Below are 19,423 nucleotides of genomic sequence, written 5' to 3'. Positions count from 1 at the left end.
GCATTTTTATTGAAATAGAAACAAATAACGCTTTTATTTTGATTTCTTCGCAAATTACATTAACTTTGCCAAAAAATTATAATCTGCGAACTAAAGTAAAGAAAATGAACAAGAAACTCACTCTGCTGTTGGTGGCACTCATCGCCGCCCTGACCTTCACGAGCTGTTCAACAGACGACGATGCCGACACCGCCGATTACTTCGTCGGCTACTGGGAGGGCAAGATGGGAACGTACTTCTACGACGAACTCGGCTACGGCACCGATTACTATTACTCCCAGCTCGACATCCAGCGTACGAGCAAGTACGGCGGATGGGGCCGTGAGCGCGACTACAACGGCTACCATTCCTTCGTGACCATCGACTTCCAGTGGACCGTTCAGGACGGTTACATCTACTTCCACTATTCTAACGGTGCAGAGGTAGCACTCGATTTCGAGATGGATGGAAGCTACGACGGCACGACGCGGATGCGGGCCATCGTCTACGATACCCACACCGGTAACGCCGTGGGCAATGCCGAGCTCTACCGCATCAACAGCTGGTACGACGACTGGTACGACAACTCGTTCTGGGCTAAGCCCGATGCCCTGCCTCAGAAGGAGGAAGAGTAGGGCAGCAGCCATCGGAACAACGTGGCATCGGCTCCGCTCAGGATAATTAAACGGATATTCTTAACTGCTATTTCCCGGCTCTCCGCAGTTGTGTTCAAACGGAATGCAACTGCGGAAGCCGGGATTTTTAGTGTAAAAATAATTCAAATCATTGCCGCTTTTGAATCGTCTCTGCAACCCATTGATTCACAATCGGTTGCCGGAACATGCCGTTTTGCGTTCTGAAAGTACATATAAAAAGTGTTTGAGAGAAGAATGAGGAAAGTTTACTGGTTATCAGTTACTTTCCTCATTTTGGTTAAAAGTGGTGAGGACAGACGAAGACGGGAATACGACAAGATGAGACAGAGAAACGTTACCTATCCGTAACCTATACCCCAAATGGGGAATGTTGAGGTTCGGAAGAATGAGGAAGGTTACGAATTGAATTTTAACACTCTGATTTATAATGAGTTACTGATGAGCAACGTAAGTTTTTTGGTTACGAACCAAATTTGCCGTGTTCTGCCGTGAAATGCGTAGCAAGAAAAGACTCTTCATGTATTAATTTTGAACGCAAAAAAGAATGACGTTATGAAGAGTACATTTTCAATTATCTTCTACCTCAAAAGACAGGTAGTAAAGAAAGATGGTACTGTTCCTGTTATGGGACGTATCACAGTGGACGGAACACAGGCGCAGTTCAGTTGCAAGACAACTGCCAATCCAGATTTGTGGGACACCAAGGGCGGACGCATGATAGGTAAGAGTATGCAGGCCTTGGAAGTGAACCGCAAATTGGACAAGATGCGTGTGAGTATCAGTAAGCATTATCAGGAGATTATGGACAGGGATAACTTTGTCACTGCCGACAAGGTGAAGAACGCCTTTCTTGGCTTGGAATATCGTTGCCATACACTGATGAAAGTCTATTCTCAAAGCCGTGATGAAATGGAAAAGCAATATAAGGCTGGCATGAAATCTTTGAGTACATACACGAAGTATAGAATCGGGTGTGCCTATGTAGGCGAGTTCTTGCAGACGCATTACCATGTGAAGGATATTGCTCTGAAAGAGTTATCGCTGCCTTTTATCACAGACTACGAGACTTTTCTCAGAACCGACAAGCACTTGAAGATAAACTCTGCGATGGTGTTTGTCCGTAATCTCCGTGCCATGATTTTTCGGGCGATTGATAACGAGTGGCTCGTCAAAGACCCTTTCAGACGATACGAGTACAAGAACGAGGAAACAACAAGGGAGATTCTGACAAAAGAAGAAATTCACCTGTTGATGGAAACTCCTATCACCAGAAAACATATGGGGTTGGTGCGTGACTTGTATCTATTCTGCTGTTTCACAGGTCTCGCATTCATTGACCTGTACAACTTGAAGGAAGAGAACATCAAGACATTTTTTGACGATGGCGAGTGGATTGTTATCCACCGACAGAAGACAGGAACGGAAGCCGACATCAAGTTGCTTGACTATCCCAAGCAGATAATGGAGAAATATCGTGGATTGTGCAAGGATGGCAGAGTCTTTCCTGTACCACCTTATAGAAGTTGTCTGCGTTCTCTCAAAAGATTGGGAAAGAAATGCGGTATCACCAAGCCACTTTCCTGGCACGTGGCAAGGCACTCGTTCGCAACCTCGGTTTGCCTCTCCAATGGCGTACCAATAGAAACAGTAAGTTCCATGCTTGGTCACAAAGACATCAAGACCACGCAAGTGTACGCCAAGATTACCAAGGAAAAGTTGAGCAAGGATGTAGAAAAGTTGTCTCAGCAGATTAATAACATTGAGGAATTCACGTTTGGAAATGTTTGCAACGATAATACTAACACTATAAATGGCAGAGTATGAAACGACAAGTGATAACAATACAAGAAGATATGGTCATCTACGCCCCACATCATGGTAAGGTGTGGATGACTGTTTGGGAGATTGCCGAACTGTTGAATGTAACAGGGACAGCAGTAAAGAATACCATCAAGCGCACTTGGAAACAAAGTGTGCTGAAAGACTTCCAGCATTCGCAATACGTCAAACTTGAAAATGGATATTCTGCGAATGTCTATGATATGGAAGTGATTATCGCCATAACACTTCAAATGGATACATACCAAGCCTTGTTGTTCAGACAATGGTTTATCAGTAAGGTAGTGAACCGCAAGGATTGCCAAGCAGAGCAAGTAAAACACGAGTATCCGATGATTATTGTGATGAACGGAACGATGCCGAGAGGTATCAGTTAAGCATTACACCTTAATTATATAATAGCGTACAGAGAAGAAATACCAAATGGTTGTATCACTCTGTGCGCTTTTTGTTTTCTATTTGTAGCGCAGTTTGCATATTTTAGAATGTTTGTCATCTATTACGGTGCGCTTTCTTACACAAAATAATCGAGATACTCAAGCAAATTGGCTTAAATAGTCTTAAATTTGCATGCCTGTATTGATATTTCCTGCTATTTCTTATCTTTTCTCAATATATTTTCGTACTTTTGCGGTCGGATTGTATAGCCAGACCGCAGTTGTCGCTGTAAGACGAGTTCTTTCATGATAACCGAGTCGGCAGCCTACGCCGTGCTGAGTGTAGTGAAGTCAACCATGACATATCTATACGAAAGCGGGCTTTGGGTGGGAAGACAATCCAGACATAATGGAAGGCGTTTATCGACGCTGTGTTTAAGACTTCCTGTAATCTAGCAAATTAACAGTTAATCATAGTCTTGAATATGGTCAACGGTAGATGTCCCGGGTGTGATTATTTCAATCCCGTGGAGACCTTGTAAGCATAGATTGTACCCTTTCGGGCGCAATCAAATGTATTATATAGGTCTCTTTACACGGACATGATTTTCATATCGGCGTGGGCTCTGACGTTGTCTGTTCAACTATGATAGGCAATTGCTAGAGCCTCAGGAAGTGGAATGGACAACAGGACGATTCCACGCTTTTTTTCTGTCGCAATTTAACGGATTTCTGTCTAGAAAAAAGTTAGCACCGATATGAAAGTCGATGAATGGACATCAGAAGATGTGCACACCCCAGGAGGTGGTGAATTCCCTCCTTGCGCTGGACTTACCTCCAACGCCCTCCCCGAAGCTCAAAGCACTGTTTCCGCTGAGAGTTCACAAACAGGGGTGTCCACCAGAAGTGTCCATATATTAAGTAAGTCTAAAGTACAAAAGGAGGAAGAGATTCCTCACTGGTATGCTTTACGCACCACCTATGGTAGAGAGAAAAAAGCATACGACTACATGACAGCCAAAGGTATCACGGCTTTCTATCCTACCACCGAGGTAGTGAAACTTATAAAAGGTAAGCGCAAAATTATTACCGAGTCACGTTTACCCAACATCTTCTTCGCCTATGGCACCGAAGAACAACTCAAATCTTTTGTTTACGACAACGTAAACCTCCCCTTCCTCCGTTTTTATTATCGTCACGTCCACAACGGTCGCAGAATCGAGAAAATTCCACTAATAGTTCCAGACTATCAGATGGAAAGTTTGAAGATTATCTGTGCTGCCGATGCAGACAATACCATTGTGTCTTTAGTCGAAGTGCCTAAGTTCGAAAAAGGCCAGTTGGTAAAGGTTACTGATGGTGTATTCAAAGGGGTGGTTGGAAGAGTTGCACGCTGGCAGGGGCAACAGAGAGTCGGTGTTGTCGTGGACGACTTGGTGACTGTTGTTACGGCGTATGTACCGAGTGCGTTTTTGGAATTAATACGATAAAATATTAGATGAAAAATTTTAAACTCTTAGTTTGTGCTTTTGTGTTTTTATGTTGCAACAATGCCATGGCTGGCATGTTGTTGATGCAGTATGAGAGTAATAAGGCAAAAAAGCAATATACACAACAAAGAAATATTCATTTGAATAGGCATTTTATAGTTGCAATAGATGGTGCAATGCCTAAATACACAAATGAATTGTTGAAGAATTCAACGAAGGAATATGTTGAGAATCTATTGAATGAATATTTTGAATACGACAAAAATGATTTTCTTTCATTGGTTACATATCAGGTAGACTTATCTAATCCTGACTTCAATAGATTTGCTTTTGCTCCACATATTTCCAATGGAACGTCTGCATTATGGAAACAGCAGGACAAAGTGGATTTCTCTGCATTGGGGAATTGGGCAGGAATGGTTATTCAGCAAAATCGTTTTGTTGGCATAAACAAAGCCTCTTTTCAGTCTGCCGCCAAACAATATATACTTCAAGCTGTCAAACAAAGTTCTAATCTTGGAGCTAATGACACATATATAATAATGTTAAGCGATGAAAAAGTAAACGGAGTTGATGATAACTACCAATTGGAGTGGAATAATATTTCAACTTCAAGAGGTTCACGCATCGCACCTTATAGAGAAGAAGTTTTTTCCAAACTAAAGAACATTAATCAGCGATACCAATTTGAACCTGTAAGATTTTATGGACAGTATAAACACGAATTCGCTCATATTGCCAAAGAACCGTTTGTTCTTGCAATATATAAGGTACGCCCAACAATTATACCATCCATACAATCTATAGCAAATATCCCTGCACAACTTCCATTCAAAAAAGTGCGTGGCGGTTACGCTTTCGACCTCGATTTGAGTACAACTGACCCTATGTACTTTGTAAGCAAGACTGAATTGATACTAAATGGTAAAAATAAAAAATATACAAGCAAAGAAAGTAAATTAAACCAAGTAATAGACAAAGAAGTTCTCTCGGAATGTGACACTGTAACAGTGAGAGTCTGGGTAAATTACAAAGATGGCATATATAATGGTCTTGTGATGAATCCCTATGATGAAGACTATAGGAAGGGATTGACGATAACTCAATCTGTTGTTTTCAAGGACGATGCTAAAATCTTTGGGAAAATAGCAATGCCAGACTTCCTATGGTGGTTTTGGGCAGATGATGTGCAGGCAATTGTGATTTTTTGGGACTTGGTGTTCATTCTTTTATTTGCCATAATAATTTGCGTGTTGACCTATAGAGGTTTTAAAAGGGTTACAGCCTATGTTCCTAATAATGATTCTATAAAAATAAGTCACATGTAGAGGGTAAGAAAATTACATAAAAAATTTGGGAAAGATAATACAAATAAGCATATATGGATATAATAATAGACTTAAAAAACGAGAAACGATCCAAAGTGAACGTTGAAATGTCCTGGAAAATATCGGTAGCAGAACGCAAAGATAACTTTTGGGACAAGCTACCTTGGATACGCAATAACCAAAATATAGAAAGACATGTATATGTTACCATACAGAACATATCCGTGCCTAAAGAAATTGTATATGACAAGGACAAACTGTTCTCTATAGTAAGCAAGCAACAAGAGTTTGGAATGGAAACTTTCCCCGTTGGGATTTGGCTGACACAGCAAGATACTCCTTTTCAATTATTTTTCAACCAACAAGCCATAAGCGACTGTAACGAAGCACAGCAACGTATTCCTAAGAAATACTCTATAAGTTTTGATGTTGTAGTATTGGACGAAGACAACAATAAGATTGACTCACACCAAGAGAGCATAAACATAACTTTTGCCTCTCTTGATGTAAAACCTTATTTTGCTATAAACATAGAAAAAACCACAATCCAATATAGCTCTCAACTTTCTGAAGTGAAGATAGGCGAGATTGTAGCTTGGATTGAGGAGGCATATAAATATACACCCAAGTTGAATATCGAGACAAAAATAGGAATCTTTAATGGAACAACCGACATGGGTGACGTGTTGTTCTTCAAGAACATGGATGGCTCAAGAACACAAGAGTGGAAAGACTTGCTAAAGCCATCAAGAAAGGAGTTGCAACGCTTTGAAATGTACATCGACCTATCAAGAATTAGCAACCCTATAGAAGAAACGGAATGCCTAACTATTGAAAACCACTCAAAATTCTCGGTAGAATACAGTCCAGAGATTATTCAGCCTTTAGCAGAATTAACAGAACAACTCACCATCAAACGTGATGGACAAAGTGCCGAATTAAAGGTAATGATTGGCGATGATGTGGATGATACACTGACTTTCATGGACGATGGCAAAAACATTCAAATCTCCGAGTTTTCGTTTACTCCCAATAGCAAAATGCAACGACAGTTGACTATAAGTCTTGCCAATGCAGCCACCGATGGAAGTGTAAAACAAGCAGGAGTAATAATACGTAATTTCAGTATAAGTGATAGCGTTTGTAATGACATCAAGGTACTTGATGCCAACGGCAAAACACAATCAATGTTTACGACCATAGATGGTGATAACTGGGAGGAACTCAACAGTCTTGGCGGCTTGTTCCTAAAAAACGGAAAGGATAGTTTCACAAGTCTTGACCTCACCTTCAACCCCTCACGGATTGCAGAGGTTGTAGGCACTGATAGCGAATGTACTTTTGTCGTTGACACGGTTGTCTCGTTTGACTATTATGAGAATAAGAAAGGGCAACCATATTCCGACGAGAGTTTCAAACATTTTACGATGACTCTGCGCTGGAACTTGCAGCTTGAACCTTATCCAGAATGGTTATGTGTTGACTATGGTTCTTCTGCTATAGTATGCAAATACGACAAGAAAATCATCAACCTAAAGAGGCAAAAAGACCAGGTGTTCTCCAATGAACGGAATGGCTATGATAAATTCACAGAAGACACGTTTGAGGACGGAACAAAATTTCTTTCTTCCGACATATTGTTCCATCAACTCAATCCTAATCAGACAGAAACATCACTTTGCATGGAACAGTCCCAAACCGAGCCATACAATACTCTTGCTGTCTGCTTGTCTCCAACATCAAGTTTGGTAGTAAACGAGGTACAAAGACAGTTGCCATGCCTTAAAATTCTCGTTGGAAATGAAAATCTGCCAGCCAACGCTTTTTATGACCAATTTCCGTATCTTCGTATTGATGAAGGAACAGGCAAAGTTAGCCATGTGAAACTGAAGGATGCAAAATCCGCAAATGAAAAGAACTGTCTGGCAAATGTGACCAACATATTTGAAGAGGCCTACAACGAATTGTTCAGATATTTTGTCTCACCAATTACTGGTGATAAGAGAAAACTGAACAAGGTGGTACTGACATATCCTAACACTTATACACCTACACATCTTGGAATATTAAGAGACATTGCCTACAAAACTTTCCCTTATCTGCGTGATGGTTACCTGAAGTTTGTGAGCGAATCTGATGCTGTTGCCGCATATTATCTTGCCAATTGGTCAAAATTCAACAAAGTGGGCAATATAAAGGAAAAAGAAACGGTACTTGTGTATGACATGGGAGCAGGAACGCTTGACATCACCGTATTAGACAAGTGTACGACAAAAACAAACACAATAGAAGTTGAAGTAAGAGGAAAAATTGGAACAGGTAAAGCCGGCAACTATCTTGACTATACGATAGCATGTATTTTACAGGAATTGGGCTTGATACCTATTCAATTAATCTCTACCGATTTTGTTGCAAATAGTGCTATCCGAGTGGATATGCTAAACTTAAAGAATGCAATAAAAACAGAGATCAAGCCTCATCTCGCTCCTGGCGAAACCATTTCCTACACTGTTGGACACAAATCATGGTCTGTAGAGGCTGACAAAATAATAAACCATCCTAAATTCCAAAGATACCTGCATGATGTGACAACTAAAATATTCAAGCAAATAGGAATGTATATCGGTAGTGATTTTGACATTACTACTGTTATCCTTTCTGGAAGAAGTTGTAGATTGCAAGTCTTGCGTGAATCCATAGAAGAAGCTATCAAAAGTTTAAGTAATAAAGATATTAGATTGGTGGAGTTTGACTCACAAAAAGATGAAGAAAAGACATTGGTAGCAGAAGGTGCCATTGCACAAGTTAGTAAATTCGACATCCCTACATCTAAAGTTAAAATCAAGTCTCGCCGTCTTTACGCTTCGTACGGTATCATGTTTCAAGAACTTGGTGGACACCTCCATTATGTTGAACTGTTGAATCATAACGACATTCCTTATGCTAAGACATCGGGAATATTCGACGGCAAGAATATCAATGTTAACGGAACATCTTCATCTGCTTATATCCGTCTTGTACAGACTTATATGTCACCCGAAGAAACAGAAGCCAACTATAACATGGGAAATACAGAGTTTATATCCGACATGGAGGAATTTGATATGGCAAATTTCAACAATGCCGACAAACTTAATGTAAGACTGAGACTTGACCGCAACAACAACGTTTCTCTTTACGTGAATGGTCTGAAATCAATAGCCAGTACTCCTAAGGGTGTTGACCTAACGAGTGACATTACAAAACAGAGCATTTGGCCTGTTACTATTTAACTATATGTCATAACTTTAACTTAAATACATAATGATATGATAAGAAGAATTATATTACTAATACTATCGGCTGTTATGGGTAGCATGCCCATGATTGCCCAAAATATCCTCGATTTATCTGGGAAAAATCCATCATTAAAGATTAAAGAATATAACATCAATTTTAAGGAATATAATAAAAATAACTTCATTATTGATGCCAAAGATAGCATAACTATCAGTAAAATAGTCTTTGCAAAAAATGGAAATGAAGCTAAACGTGCAGAAATTAAAGATGGCGGAAAGTTATTAACAAGGAAGGATAGTGTGAAAAAAGACATTTCTGGCACTATCAAAATTTCTCCAAAAAGCATCCTAACCATAACATATGGGCAAAAGACATGGACTTTCAAGATGAAAGGGAATGAAATGAATTCAAGCAACAATAAGACTAACCAAAATGTAAATACAAAAGAATTTCAAGATGGATCTATTTCTATTTGGGATATAATCATTGGGATTATTATCGGGGTTGTGATATCTGCTATCGGATTTTGCTGGTTAAAAAAATATAGAAAAACAAATTCAAAGTCAAAAGAGAGTACTCAAAAAATAACAGCAGAGGATAAGGCTTTAACTACAGAAGTAAAAAATGAAAAAGAAGATTCAAGTATCAATCAACCTGCAAAAGCCTCTGACGTTCAAGTTGAAGAAAAAAGCGAAGAAGCCAATAAAGAAAATCCTAACGATGAAACATGGGCAATAAATGATATTAACAAAATAGAGAATGCACTTGACGAGCAAATAGCAACAATTATAAAAGGATATGAAATAGACATCTTCAATGAGTATAGCAACCGCAATTCTAAAATAGAAAAACTACAAGAAATCTTGTCGATATACTTTAATTTGTCAAATGACAAAAAACATATATCCAAAGAACTCTGTGGCAGCGAGAATTCTGACACTCAACAAATTCTAACAAAAATCAAAGAACTAAAAACGAGTTCTGAGTCTAATTATAATCGTGTCATTGTAATTTCTGACATTGAACGTCTAATAAAAGCGAATGAAATCTCTAAGAGTATTTATACTAACGAGACAAATGGAGAGTTTGAAGCAAAAATCAAACAGCTTTTAGACAAACTGTGTAAAAAGGTAAAGGAGTCCATTGACACAAAATCAGTGGACGGTAGGCATGAGGCTCAAAAATATGTCATAGAACAATTAAAGATAAATGGATTTGATAGTTACTTCGCCTCTAATACTCCTCTGAAATCTGGACTTGAAAAGATAAAGGCTGATATTGAGAAAAGTAAGTCATCAATGGCTACAAGTAATCCTGGCAACACTGATGACGTTACAACAAATCATTCTTCAAATTTTGAAAGTTTTTTGGAAGAATTACACTCTCAATTGCCAGAAATATCTGACAATATAGGCACCTTTGATGATTTAGTAAACGTCATTAAAGACTTAATCAAGAATCATCTGAATGTAGAAAAGGACACTTCCATTTCTTCTGAGGATACAGAAGAAATAAGTATAGCCAACTTCTTAAAGGAAGTAGGTATGCAACCAACCGCCTCCCAAGAAGATGCCATAAAACAAATAAAGGATGCCCTTGTTAAGGTAAACGAACTTGACGAGATATGTAAACAATATGGAACAAACAAAGCAAAAGGACTAGTTGATGCCATAAAGGAACATATATACAAGAGCATAAAAGGACAATTAGAATCAAAAAATGAAACTAAAGAAATAATTGCCAGTTGTCATACAACAGAAGGTATTGTCAAAGAGCTCTCGGATGCATACATTGAAGTAGGTTTCGAAAAAAAGAAGCTTGAAGAGGAACAAAAGGAAATGACGACTAATCTTAAAGAGGCATGTGCCAATGAGGGCAATTCGGAATCTATGGAGGATTGCAACATGAATAAAATGTTCAAAGCTTACCAAGATGCTGTAGGTCAAAAGATAGCAACCGAAAAAGCGAATGTAGAAACTCTGCAAAAGAAAGTTTCTTCCAAACAGGAAATCATTGATTCTAACAACAAGACTTTTAGCAATATGCTATCAGAAATGAATGAAGTGATGAAAAAAGACATCCATGACATCCAAGCATCAGTAACTGGTTCATTTATCCGTCCATGTGATATGACATTAAAGCCACAATGTGACGAGAACCAATCATTACTTCGTGAAGCTTTCAAGAAATTCTCAAAGAATTTGCTAACAACAGATGCAATAGACAATTACGCAGAGTTGTATCGCAAAGTACAAGATATCATAGAGGAAGATATTACCAATGAGTATGGTTTAACAAATGTCCTCTCAAGATATTATTCCTATAGTTGCCTACCATTTATGACAGACCAAACACGTGAATATGGAATGCGCATAGACCATGAGAGCATGATGTGCGCTTATAATGCCCTCAGCCATTTAGCTAATCGATTTGGCTTGCAACTCATTGTTCCAAATCTCTTTGCCGACCGAATAAGCGACGGTGAGTATAAGGATTGTACTGGAGAGAATTATGGCGACTTAGAAAATTTATGCCCAGGTGTGGCAAATTATGTACTTGAAATTAGTAATTCGGACAAACAGAATTATATCACCGATCTTGTACGAGTTGGCTATAAGAAAGACTACAAAGTAAAACAAAAAGCAATGGTAATCGTTGCTCAATAAAAGATAAATTACTATGAATAAAAAAGTATTAATCGGTACATGTGTCATTATTTTGACAATTATAGCAATCGTAAATGGTTGTCCTGGGCCAACAACTGCCAATACACTTGACGCTTGTTTTGGAAATTTACCACAGCCCTCAAAGTCAATAAGTTCTGTGGAGATATACTTCGATGCCTCAACAAGTATGAAAGGGTATTTTGCAAGTGGTGACGGACAGATTTCAAACATTGTGAGCCGATTCGAAAAGATTGGCAACAATTCCAAGATATTTCTTGTACGTAAGAATGATAACGTAGATACTTATTCTGGTTATTCTACCGACCTTCAAAACAACCTGAATTTGTTTGATGGAGGAAGTACTCATTTCGAAAAATTAATACCGATGATGTGCGACAAATCAAGCAAAGGAAAACTTGCGATGTTGGTGACAGATGGAATTGTATATATCAACAAGAATGCCTCAACAGCTCTTGAGCAATTTCAGAACTTACTTGCAAAAGCCTTGAAGGGCAAAACGGCAGATAAAGCTGTAGCTGTATTGAAATACTCAGCCAAGTTTGCGAGCAAACAAGTAGGAAAAGGTGGAGCTTGCTATTATGACATGTTCGACACACCTAAGAAATTAGATACCAACAACCGCCCATTCTACATCATAGCCGTAGGTGCTCCAGAAGACATTCTTGCCTTGCAGGACAATACCGACCTAAAGCCAGAACTTCAATTATACTATGGATTTGATGAGAATAGTATTTTGCAGAAAGGTGAGCAAGAATCGCCCCAAAAAGGAACAGGCACAGATCTTGCCAAAGACATTGTGCTAAGAATGACACTTCCTAAAACAGTCAGTTACATGTATAATGCAGACAATGATTATTTCAACCATTCCGCAGCTAAGTTGACTTTAGGAGAAAAGCAATTGAAAGACACCACTCAATATACAACAAACAGCATAAAGACCGAGAGTGGCATTAATTTAACAATAACCATAAAAAGCCCAGCTTCAACAGGCATTGGTACTGGTACACTTACCTATTCGGTTGAGAACATTATTCCAGCTTCTTGGCTTGCTCTATCTGTCAATGATGACTCAAGCCCTAATGTACTGATGTATCGTGACAAAACTTTTGGTTTAGAGTATCTGCTAAAAGGCATCAGGGATGCATTTGACGGTAACAAGCCTTTGGTAAAAACAACATTTGAATATAAATAATCTAAAAATATTTAATTTATGGATAAACTATTTTTCTTTGTGACAAATTCACAAGCATGGAAGGACACACGTGAATTCCATGAGAATTTCTTTGTAACTCATAACGCATTCATGTATGGGGTTCTTACAGCTATTATAGTGGCTTTAGTGCTTGCTTTGGTATTCTATTTCGGATGCTGCAACAAGCGTAACGATGACTCCATGGCAAACACAGGTGTTTGGGCAGGATTCCTTCTGGTTACAGGATTGCTTGTTTTTCTGACAGCCAACTTTGCGTTTATAGGCAAATCGAATGTCGCAGACTCTCAATCGATATTCTACAAACACTCTTTCTACAAAGCCAACACTGAGTTTGTTATAGAAAAGACCCGTGACAACCAAAATCAACAACAGGTTGACGAATATACCACCGCACGACAGAAAATTGAAACGGATTTGAATAACGGAAAGGATGTGCGCTATTCCTACAGTTTGGGATGCACCGTATATTCATTGTTGTTCTTTTACATCTTCAGCCTTCTTTTTAAAGGATTCACCTATCAAGGAATTGCCATTCCTCACCCATGGCCTCACAAATCCAAATAAAGAAGAAAAATTTAAAAACTAACAAATATGAAGAAATTATTTCTATTTGCAATAGGAGGAACAGGCGAACGTGTGCTTCGTTCTACGACCATGCTTCTTGCAGCAGGTGTTCCTGCTTTCAACGGATACGACATCTACCCGATTATCATAGACTACGATGCTGCAAACAAAGATAAAGACCGTACAAGGGACATTCTTAAACAGTATCAGAAAATCAATCGTATAGCTTATGCTAACCACCCACTTTCCTCCATGCCACAAGATGACCAAAACATGGGTCAATTCTTTGGATGTACAATGAAGGAGATGAATGGTTTAAATGACTTCGTACTTGATTTCAATCCAGGCAAAACAAACCTAACATTTCGCAACAAGATAGGCTTTGATCAGATGAAAGGCAATCTTTTGTCGACACATTCACTTATAGAGTCTCTTTATGATACATCTGATGAACCTACGACAGAATTGAATCTTGACCTTACTGTTGGATTTAAAGGAAACCCAAACATCGGTAGTGTCATTTTCCACAAACTGAGCGATTATAATGAATATGATGCATTTGTCAGTACTTATAACGCAGAACAAGAAGATAAGGTTGTTATTATAGGGTCGCTATTTGGCGGAACAGGAGCGTCAGGCATACCAGTCCTTGCACAACAAATAAAGAAAGACATTCCAAATGTAGATATGGCAGCTTTGATGATACAGCCATATTTCGCCCCGGAAATAGTGAAAGGTGGTGCTATCAATGCCAAACTCTTCGACTCCAAGACCAAGGCGGCTTTGAATTTCTACGAACGTTCTGGCATCAAGAACAGCATGAGGGCGGTATATCATATCGGTGACCCTTATCCAACAATCATCAAATATTGCGAGGGAGGTGCTGGTCAACAGAACAATGCCAATCCGGTAGAGTTCATTAGTGCTCTAGCCATTGCCCATTATTGTGGAGATATGGTACCAACAGGAACATTTGGCAATGAATATATGTATGGTCTGTCACGTGACATCGTGAGCAAAGTTGACAAGACTGGCAAACAAGACAGTTGCCGTTTGTTCGCTGATGATTTCGACCAACAGACGAAAGACAATGTGTTGAAGTATCTCACGGCATTTGCTTACGCTCTTAAATATCATCACACAGATGTCGTTGGTGATAAGCTGAAGAAAGAAAAGACATTCCTCGCAATCCTTGATTATGAAAATATCAAAAGTGATGTACAGAATCATAAACTTTCAATCAACGGCAAGAACAAGCTACAAGATTTGCTTATATATTTGAATGACTATGTTGAAGTCTTTACAAGATGGTTGTCCGAACTTGACTATGAAGGTGACGACAATCTTCATATTCAACCCAACAGTCATCGCTTAGCTTTCTTTGATTTTGGCAAAGAAATCTCCGACATGATAGAAAAGCCACAGGAAAAGGCAAAAGAAAGCAAACTTAGCTGGAGCAAGGTCGGCAATTTTATCGGAGGTGGCTCTTCAAATGTGAACATTACACCTTTAATGAGTTCTAACCTCAAAGACCGCAAACATCTTGATGAGACAGGCAAGAAAATGAATACAAAAGAAAAAGAGTTTGTTTTCATGGACATTTTACGTGCTTCCTGCCTAGAAATAGTTAATAAGAAATAAACAATATCATTATGTCAGATTTGCATTTTTTTAGTATCGGCGATAATCTTAACGCTACAGGGCATTATGGTTTCGTTCAGAGAGGCCATGTTGATGGTTCCAAGATAGCCGATAAACTTTTTGAATACGGTGACTCCATCAACAAGATGGGAACATCCATCCCTACACCATACGCACGTCTTTACTTATTTGACTCTGCATTCAAACAACTCAATAGTTATTTTAATAGCCAAGAAGAAGATTTGAAGCAGGTTTCGTATGAAGGTGTCATCAACAATGAAGGAAATACTGTGCCAACAGCCTATCATTTCCTTGTAAGTGAATGTCTTGACATGCTTGAATTAATATTCAAGTATGGTGACATGAAAGAGTTTGATGTTGAAGAATGGGATGTTCAAGCTGAATGTAATGTATTGATGCAGGTAGGAAATGATGACCAAAAGGAACTTGGCGCAGCATTACTTGATGCACATGACACAACAGTGCTTAGCAACTTTTCAAAGATATATCTCTTCAAATGGAAGACAAGTAATGGAGAAGAGATTATTTTAGGAGGAACCTCACCTATTACTCTTGTATATACAAGTCCCAATGTAAGAAGACGCTTAAAAGAAGCAAAATTGGAGTTTTATGGGGGAGCAGGCAATCGTCTTTTTGACAATAGCCGCCATACACCGTTATATGAGCGCTCAAAGGATTTTAGAGAATTCTTATACACATATTGGCTTACCGACTTGTCAAAAATCGACAGCCTTACAGATACACAGATATATAGCTATATAAACAATTGTCATGTTCAGTTTGATAAGAAAATTATTATCGACAAAAAAGCCCCAGAGCTGAAAAAGGTAAAGCCTCTTTCTATAGAAAGCATTGGCTCTATTACAACTTCTGGCGTTTACCTGTATTGCTCACACAATGAGTTTGACCCAGCGGATTGTGATTATATAATCAAGCCTACAGTTAACTTGTGGAAACATGAGGATGTCAATGGCGAGGCACGTTCTGTGGATACTCCTCTCGCATTGACCTCTAATGGTGTTGATGGCTATAATTACATAGATAAAGACCGTAAATGGAACAGGGCCACAGACAACATACCTTCCATATTAGAAAAAGCATTGACAGAACGCATACTACCTGGAACAACTTTCAAATACCCATATATTACAGTTGATGATTTTCTTGAGCCTAAAATCATTGAGGTATCATATAATGTGCGAAAGGACAAGTTCTACACGGGTTCAAGCCAGAACATCAAATATATGTTGCCTTTGAAGAAAGAATTCTTCAAGTTCTTCAAAATAGAAGACATTGAAAGCATGGTGAATGTGAGTATTGACAAAGATACACTGGATGTAACTGTTACTATTGACATACCATTAGAGGATGGCAAGAAAATAATACTCAGCAAGTGCTATTGTGATGGTGACGAAGATGGTAAAGGGTGCGACAAGGTAAGATGTTTCGACAAAGAGATGTTTGACTTGGCTATATTCCCGTCCTATCGTTTGACACAAAATAATGCTTACAACATCATGCTTGGCACAAACAAGCTTGACAATTTGAAACTGAAATTCTATCGTCTTTCTGATTTAGAGAAAGGAAAACCTATTCAAGAAGTCTCAGACGAAATACGTACTTCCGACAACGGCTTCCAGACTCGCCACCTGCATGTTGATGGTGATTTTGATTTCATGGAACTTACTGTTCCTGATGAAAGTAATACTTGCAACACACTTATAATCCCAAAATTCAAACCATGTCCTAATACGATTTCAAAATTCACTTTTTGTGTAGATTTTGGAACAACTAACACCCATGTTGCCTATGTAAGTAAGATGTTGGGGGATGCCAGTGCCGTAACAGTAAATCAAATAGATAACTTTAGTATTCTACGCTCTGAAATCCCAGAAAATGACGATAGTCAGATTATGATACTCAATGATGACAGAGGCGCAGGATATTTCGTGAAATTTCCAACCTTCTTACAACGAGAGTTCGTGCCATTTGAAATAGACAGGAAAAAAGGCATACATTATCCTATGCGTACAACGACTTGGGAAAAGATACAACAAGAAGGAAACTTAAAATGCTTCAGTTCCATGAATATCGGTTTCAATTATGATAACGAACTTATCAAAGAAGGAAATGCCCAAGGGGTATATCGCACGAATATCAAATGGGCAAAGAACGACCTATTAGCCCCAACTCGCCTGCAAGAATATTTCAAGGAACAACTTTGGATGATGAAGGGCAAGTCGGCTCTCAATGGAGGTGGCGGCGATTTCAAGGTTGTCGCTACTTACCCATTGTCTATGAGTGTGCCTGAAGTGCAAGCTTTTAAGAATGCTTGGAAGAGTGCTGCACATTGGTTGAACATAGATGAAGCAAACATCAAATTTGAGATTGAAAGCGTCGCTCCTTATTATTCGTTCCTAGCCAGTTTGAAATTTGGTCAACCGTATATGAACCTTGACATCGGTGGAGGCACAACGGACATACTGCACGTCAATCCGAAACCAGGTGGCAAAGACGCATCCGCAGTATTCTCTGCTTTATTTGCTGCCAACGACATTTGGGGAGATGGCGTAAATGATGCCAATAACAAATTGGAAAATGGTTTCATTGATTTCTACATGCAGTCTGATGCATACAAGATTCTTCCCGACACAAAGAAACTTGAGTTGAAAGCCGTATTGGAAAAGGCTGGTTTATCATCATCCGACTTTATCAGCTATCTGTTCACACACGACAAGGACGCTAAAGACCCACTGAATTTCTCTCAGACCATCACGTCTTCTTCCGAGATGATGCGTGTGATAATAGTTCACTTTGCGAGTCTGATGTATTATACTGCTGTCATACTCGACCTTGCAGAGCTAAAGATTCCGAAGAAGATTACTTTCACAGGCATGGGAAGTAAGTACATAAAACTAATCACCGATGATGAAGCAACATTGAGTCTAATAGTGAGTCGTATTTTCGCATATTATGGCAAGCTTGTAGATAACAATGACTTGAGAACGGCTAATATTCAAATACAATTCTCCAAAGAGCCAAAGTTGGTTACTGCTCAAGGAGGACTCATCATGGAAAGCAAACCTCTGAAAGACCATTTGATTCCAGACAATTGCTTGTGCCACGGATATACCGACGAGGAATATGGCACTACGGTCACATACGGACAAATGTCATCTATGAAGAAAGATGTCCTTGACTCTTTCAACAAATTCTGCGGTCTTTTTGCGGAAGATAGTATGGTACAAGCTCTATCAAAATTGGGACTTGACATACCTACCAACTTTGTCAATACCATGAAGGAATATGCAGAAAGCAGTTTTGACATCGTACTCAATGACAATAGTGATGAGCAAAAAGCCCAGTTTGCCATTGGTGACCCAATGTTCTTTTGGCCGCTGAAAGAGACATTGTACCAAATGACCAAAGGGTGCAATCAAGAAGTGTTAAACAACAAAGAGAAAGAACATCAATGAAGAAGCCGTTTTTAGCATCTATAGTATTTCTGACACTTGGATTATCCCAAGTGTCAGAAAGCGTTGCCGTTGAAACAAATACACCTAAAGCTACTATTTTAACAGATTCTATTCTGAAAGTCAAAATTGATAGCAGTGAATCTGTGCAAAATCTGCAATCTCATGTTGAGACCATAGAAACAAGCATAGAGCTACAAAATGAAAAGATTGAGCATCTATCCTCACAAGAGATTCCATGGTGGTTATTGGGTCTTACTTTCATAAATACGATAGGGATTATTTGCTTTGCATTACCCAAATACAAAAAGAAGGGCAACACAAAGCAAGACCCCACCCCCCAACAAGATGGGAATACAATGACTGAGAATTCTGTGCTCACGAATATTCAAGGTGAGGCAAAAATAAGTCATAATCATGTAACAACAGCTAAAGTACATTCAACTGCAACATATCGCAAAGAAGATAAATCACGTAATGTTGCAGTAACAACATATGGGAAAGACGTACAACCCCTAAGCCAACAGCAGGCTGCAACGAAAAATAAAGAAAGAAGAAAAGTCAAACTGCATCGTTTTGCCAACTTTATGATAGACAATGGTAGAATATCAACACTTGAACGTACCATATCCGATGATAGCAGTGATAAACTCTTCACTATTGACTATGAAGAGGGGGCAAATGTTGCGACATACGCTATCAACCCAGAATGCAAAGCTCTCATTTTGTCTGACATTCAGACTTTCCAAAATTATGTAGCGAAATTCAACATCACAGGAAATCCTACAGATATTGTTGTAAAGCAAGAAGGTCACCTGAATAAGGTCGGAAAACAATGGGTAGTAACAGAAAAATTAGTTGTCGAATTTAAATAAC

General features: G+C 38.9%; 12 protein-coding genes. All 12 read left to right on the top strand.

The window, feature by feature from the left end; all coding sequences use genetic code 11:
• The first annotated feature begins 104 nt into the window (after nt 1-104).
• The 12 genes from LDN30_RS08985 to LDN30_RS08930 all read left to right on the top strand — a co-directional run bounded on the left by LDN30_RS08985 (nt 105) and on the right by LDN30_RS08930 (nt 19,422).
• A complete protein-coding gene (locus LDN30_RS08985; protein ID WP_223926315.1) occupies nt 105-614 on the top strand; it encodes a hypothetical protein in 510 nt (169 codons plus the stop codon).
• Between the two features lie 573 nt (nt 615-1,187).
• Nucleotides 1,188-2,459 carry a site-specific integrase gene (locus LDN30_RS08980; RefSeq protein WP_223929305.1) on the top strand — a complete coding sequence of 424 codons (1,272 nt, stop codon included), beginning with the start codon at nt 1,188-1,190 and terminating at the stop codon, nt 2,457-2,459.
• Nucleotides 2,456-2,851 carry a virulence RhuM family protein gene (locus LDN30_RS08975; protein WP_223929304.1) on the top strand — a complete coding sequence of 132 codons (396 nt, stop codon included), beginning with the start codon at nt 2,456-2,458 and terminating at the stop codon, nt 2,849-2,851. Before LDN30_RS08980 ends, LDN30_RS08975 begins: the two co-directional genes overlap by 4 nt.
• 758 nt (nt 2,852-3,609) lie before the next feature.
• The gene (locus tag LDN30_RS08970; protein WP_223929303.1) at nt 3,610-4,341 is read left to right on the top strand and encodes a UpxY family transcription antiterminator; all 732 of its coding nucleotides are present in this window, start codon (nt 3,610-3,612) and stop codon (nt 4,339-4,341) included.
• Nucleotides 4,342-4,349: 8 nt separating this feature from the next.
• Entirely contained in the window at nt 4,350-5,669 is a 1,320-nt protein-coding gene (locus tag LDN30_RS08965; protein ID WP_223929302.1) for a hypothetical protein, read from the top strand.
• 53 nt (nt 5,670-5,722) lie between these two features.
• A complete protein-coding gene (locus LDN30_RS08960) occupies nt 5,723-8,941 on the top strand; it encodes an Hsp70 family protein (protein WP_223929301.1) in 3,219 nt (1,072 codons plus the stop codon).
• Between the two features lie 36 nt (nt 8,942-8,977).
• Nucleotides 8,978-11,614: a hypothetical protein gene (locus tag LDN30_RS08955; RefSeq protein WP_223929300.1), complete on the top strand. Its 2,637-nt coding sequence runs from the start codon at nt 8,978-8,980 to the stop codon at nt 11,612-11,614.
• Between the two features lie 13 nt (nt 11,615-11,627).
• Complete coding sequence (locus LDN30_RS08950; protein ID WP_223929299.1) at nt 11,628-12,827, top strand: uL22 family ribosomal protein; 1,200 nt, start codon at nt 11,628-11,630, stop codon at nt 12,825-12,827.
• 18 nt (nt 12,828-12,845) lie between these two features.
• A complete protein-coding gene (locus LDN30_RS08945; RefSeq protein ID WP_223929298.1) occupies nt 12,846-13,412 on the top strand; it encodes a hypothetical protein in 567 nt (188 codons plus the stop codon).
• Nucleotides 13,413-13,439: 27 nt separating this feature from the next.
• The gene (locus LDN30_RS08940) at nt 13,440-15,053 is read left to right on the top strand and encodes a hypothetical protein (protein WP_223929297.1); all 1,614 of its coding nucleotides are present in this window, start codon (nt 13,440-13,442) and stop codon (nt 15,051-15,053) included.
• 11 nt (nt 15,054-15,064) lie between these two features.
• Complete coding sequence (locus tag LDN30_RS08935; RefSeq protein ID WP_223929296.1) at nt 15,065-18,550, top strand: hypothetical protein; 3,486 nt, start codon at nt 15,065-15,067, stop codon at nt 18,548-18,550.
• Complete coding sequence (locus LDN30_RS08930; protein ID WP_223929295.1) at nt 18,547-19,422, top strand: hypothetical protein; 876 nt, start codon at nt 18,547-18,549, stop codon at nt 19,420-19,422. The genes LDN30_RS08935 and LDN30_RS08930 overlap by 4 nt, the downstream gene beginning before the upstream one ends.
• Nucleotide 19,423 lies beyond the last annotated feature (1 nt).

The sequence above is a fragment of the Prevotella lacticifex genome (genome assembly GCF_019973375.1).
GTDB classification, from domain to species: Bacteria; Bacteroidota; Bacteroidia; order Bacteroidales; family Bacteroidaceae; genus Prevotella; species Prevotella lacticifex.
Note: the sequence above shows the minus strand (reverse complement) of the source record. Positions and strands in the feature narration are given on the sequence as shown.

What these genes read in the sequence shown, in the direction of transcription:
- LDN30_RS08985 (WP_223926315.1), top strand. Translation starts at nt 105, where the DNA reads ATGAACAAGAAACTCACTCTGCTGTTGGTGGCACTCATCGCCGCCCTG.
- LDN30_RS08980 (WP_223929305.1), top strand. Translation starts at nt 1,188, where the DNA reads ATGAAGAGTACATTTTCAATTATCTTCTACCTCAAAAGACAGGTAGTA.
- LDN30_RS08975 (WP_223929304.1), top strand. Translation starts at nt 2,456, where the DNA reads ATGAAACGACAAGTGATAACAATACAAGAAGATATGGTCATCTACGCC.
- LDN30_RS08970 (WP_223929303.1), top strand. Translation starts at nt 3,610, where the DNA reads ATGAAAGTCGATGAATGGACATCAGAAGATGTGCACACCCCAGGAGGT.
- LDN30_RS08965 (WP_223929302.1), top strand. Translation starts at nt 4,350, where the DNA reads ATGAAAAATTTTAAACTCTTAGTTTGTGCTTTTGTGTTTTTATGTTGC.
- LDN30_RS08960 (WP_223929301.1), top strand. Translation starts at nt 5,723, where the DNA reads ATGGATATAATAATAGACTTAAAAAACGAGAAACGATCCAAAGTGAAC.
- LDN30_RS08955 (WP_223929300.1), top strand. Translation starts at nt 8,978, where the DNA reads ATGATAAGAAGAATTATATTACTAATACTATCGGCTGTTATGGGTAGC.
- LDN30_RS08950 (WP_223929299.1), top strand. Translation starts at nt 11,628, where the DNA reads ATGAATAAAAAAGTATTAATCGGTACATGTGTCATTATTTTGACAATT.
- LDN30_RS08945 (WP_223929298.1), top strand. Translation starts at nt 12,846, where the DNA reads ATGGATAAACTATTTTTCTTTGTGACAAATTCACAAGCATGGAAGGAC.
- LDN30_RS08940 (WP_223929297.1), top strand. Translation starts at nt 13,440, where the DNA reads ATGAAGAAATTATTTCTATTTGCAATAGGAGGAACAGGCGAACGTGTG.
- LDN30_RS08935 (WP_223929296.1), top strand. Translation starts at nt 15,065, where the DNA reads ATGTCAGATTTGCATTTTTTTAGTATCGGCGATAATCTTAACGCTACA.
- LDN30_RS08930 (WP_223929295.1), top strand. Translation starts at nt 18,547, where the DNA reads ATGAAGAAGCCGTTTTTAGCATCTATAGTATTTCTGACACTTGGATTA.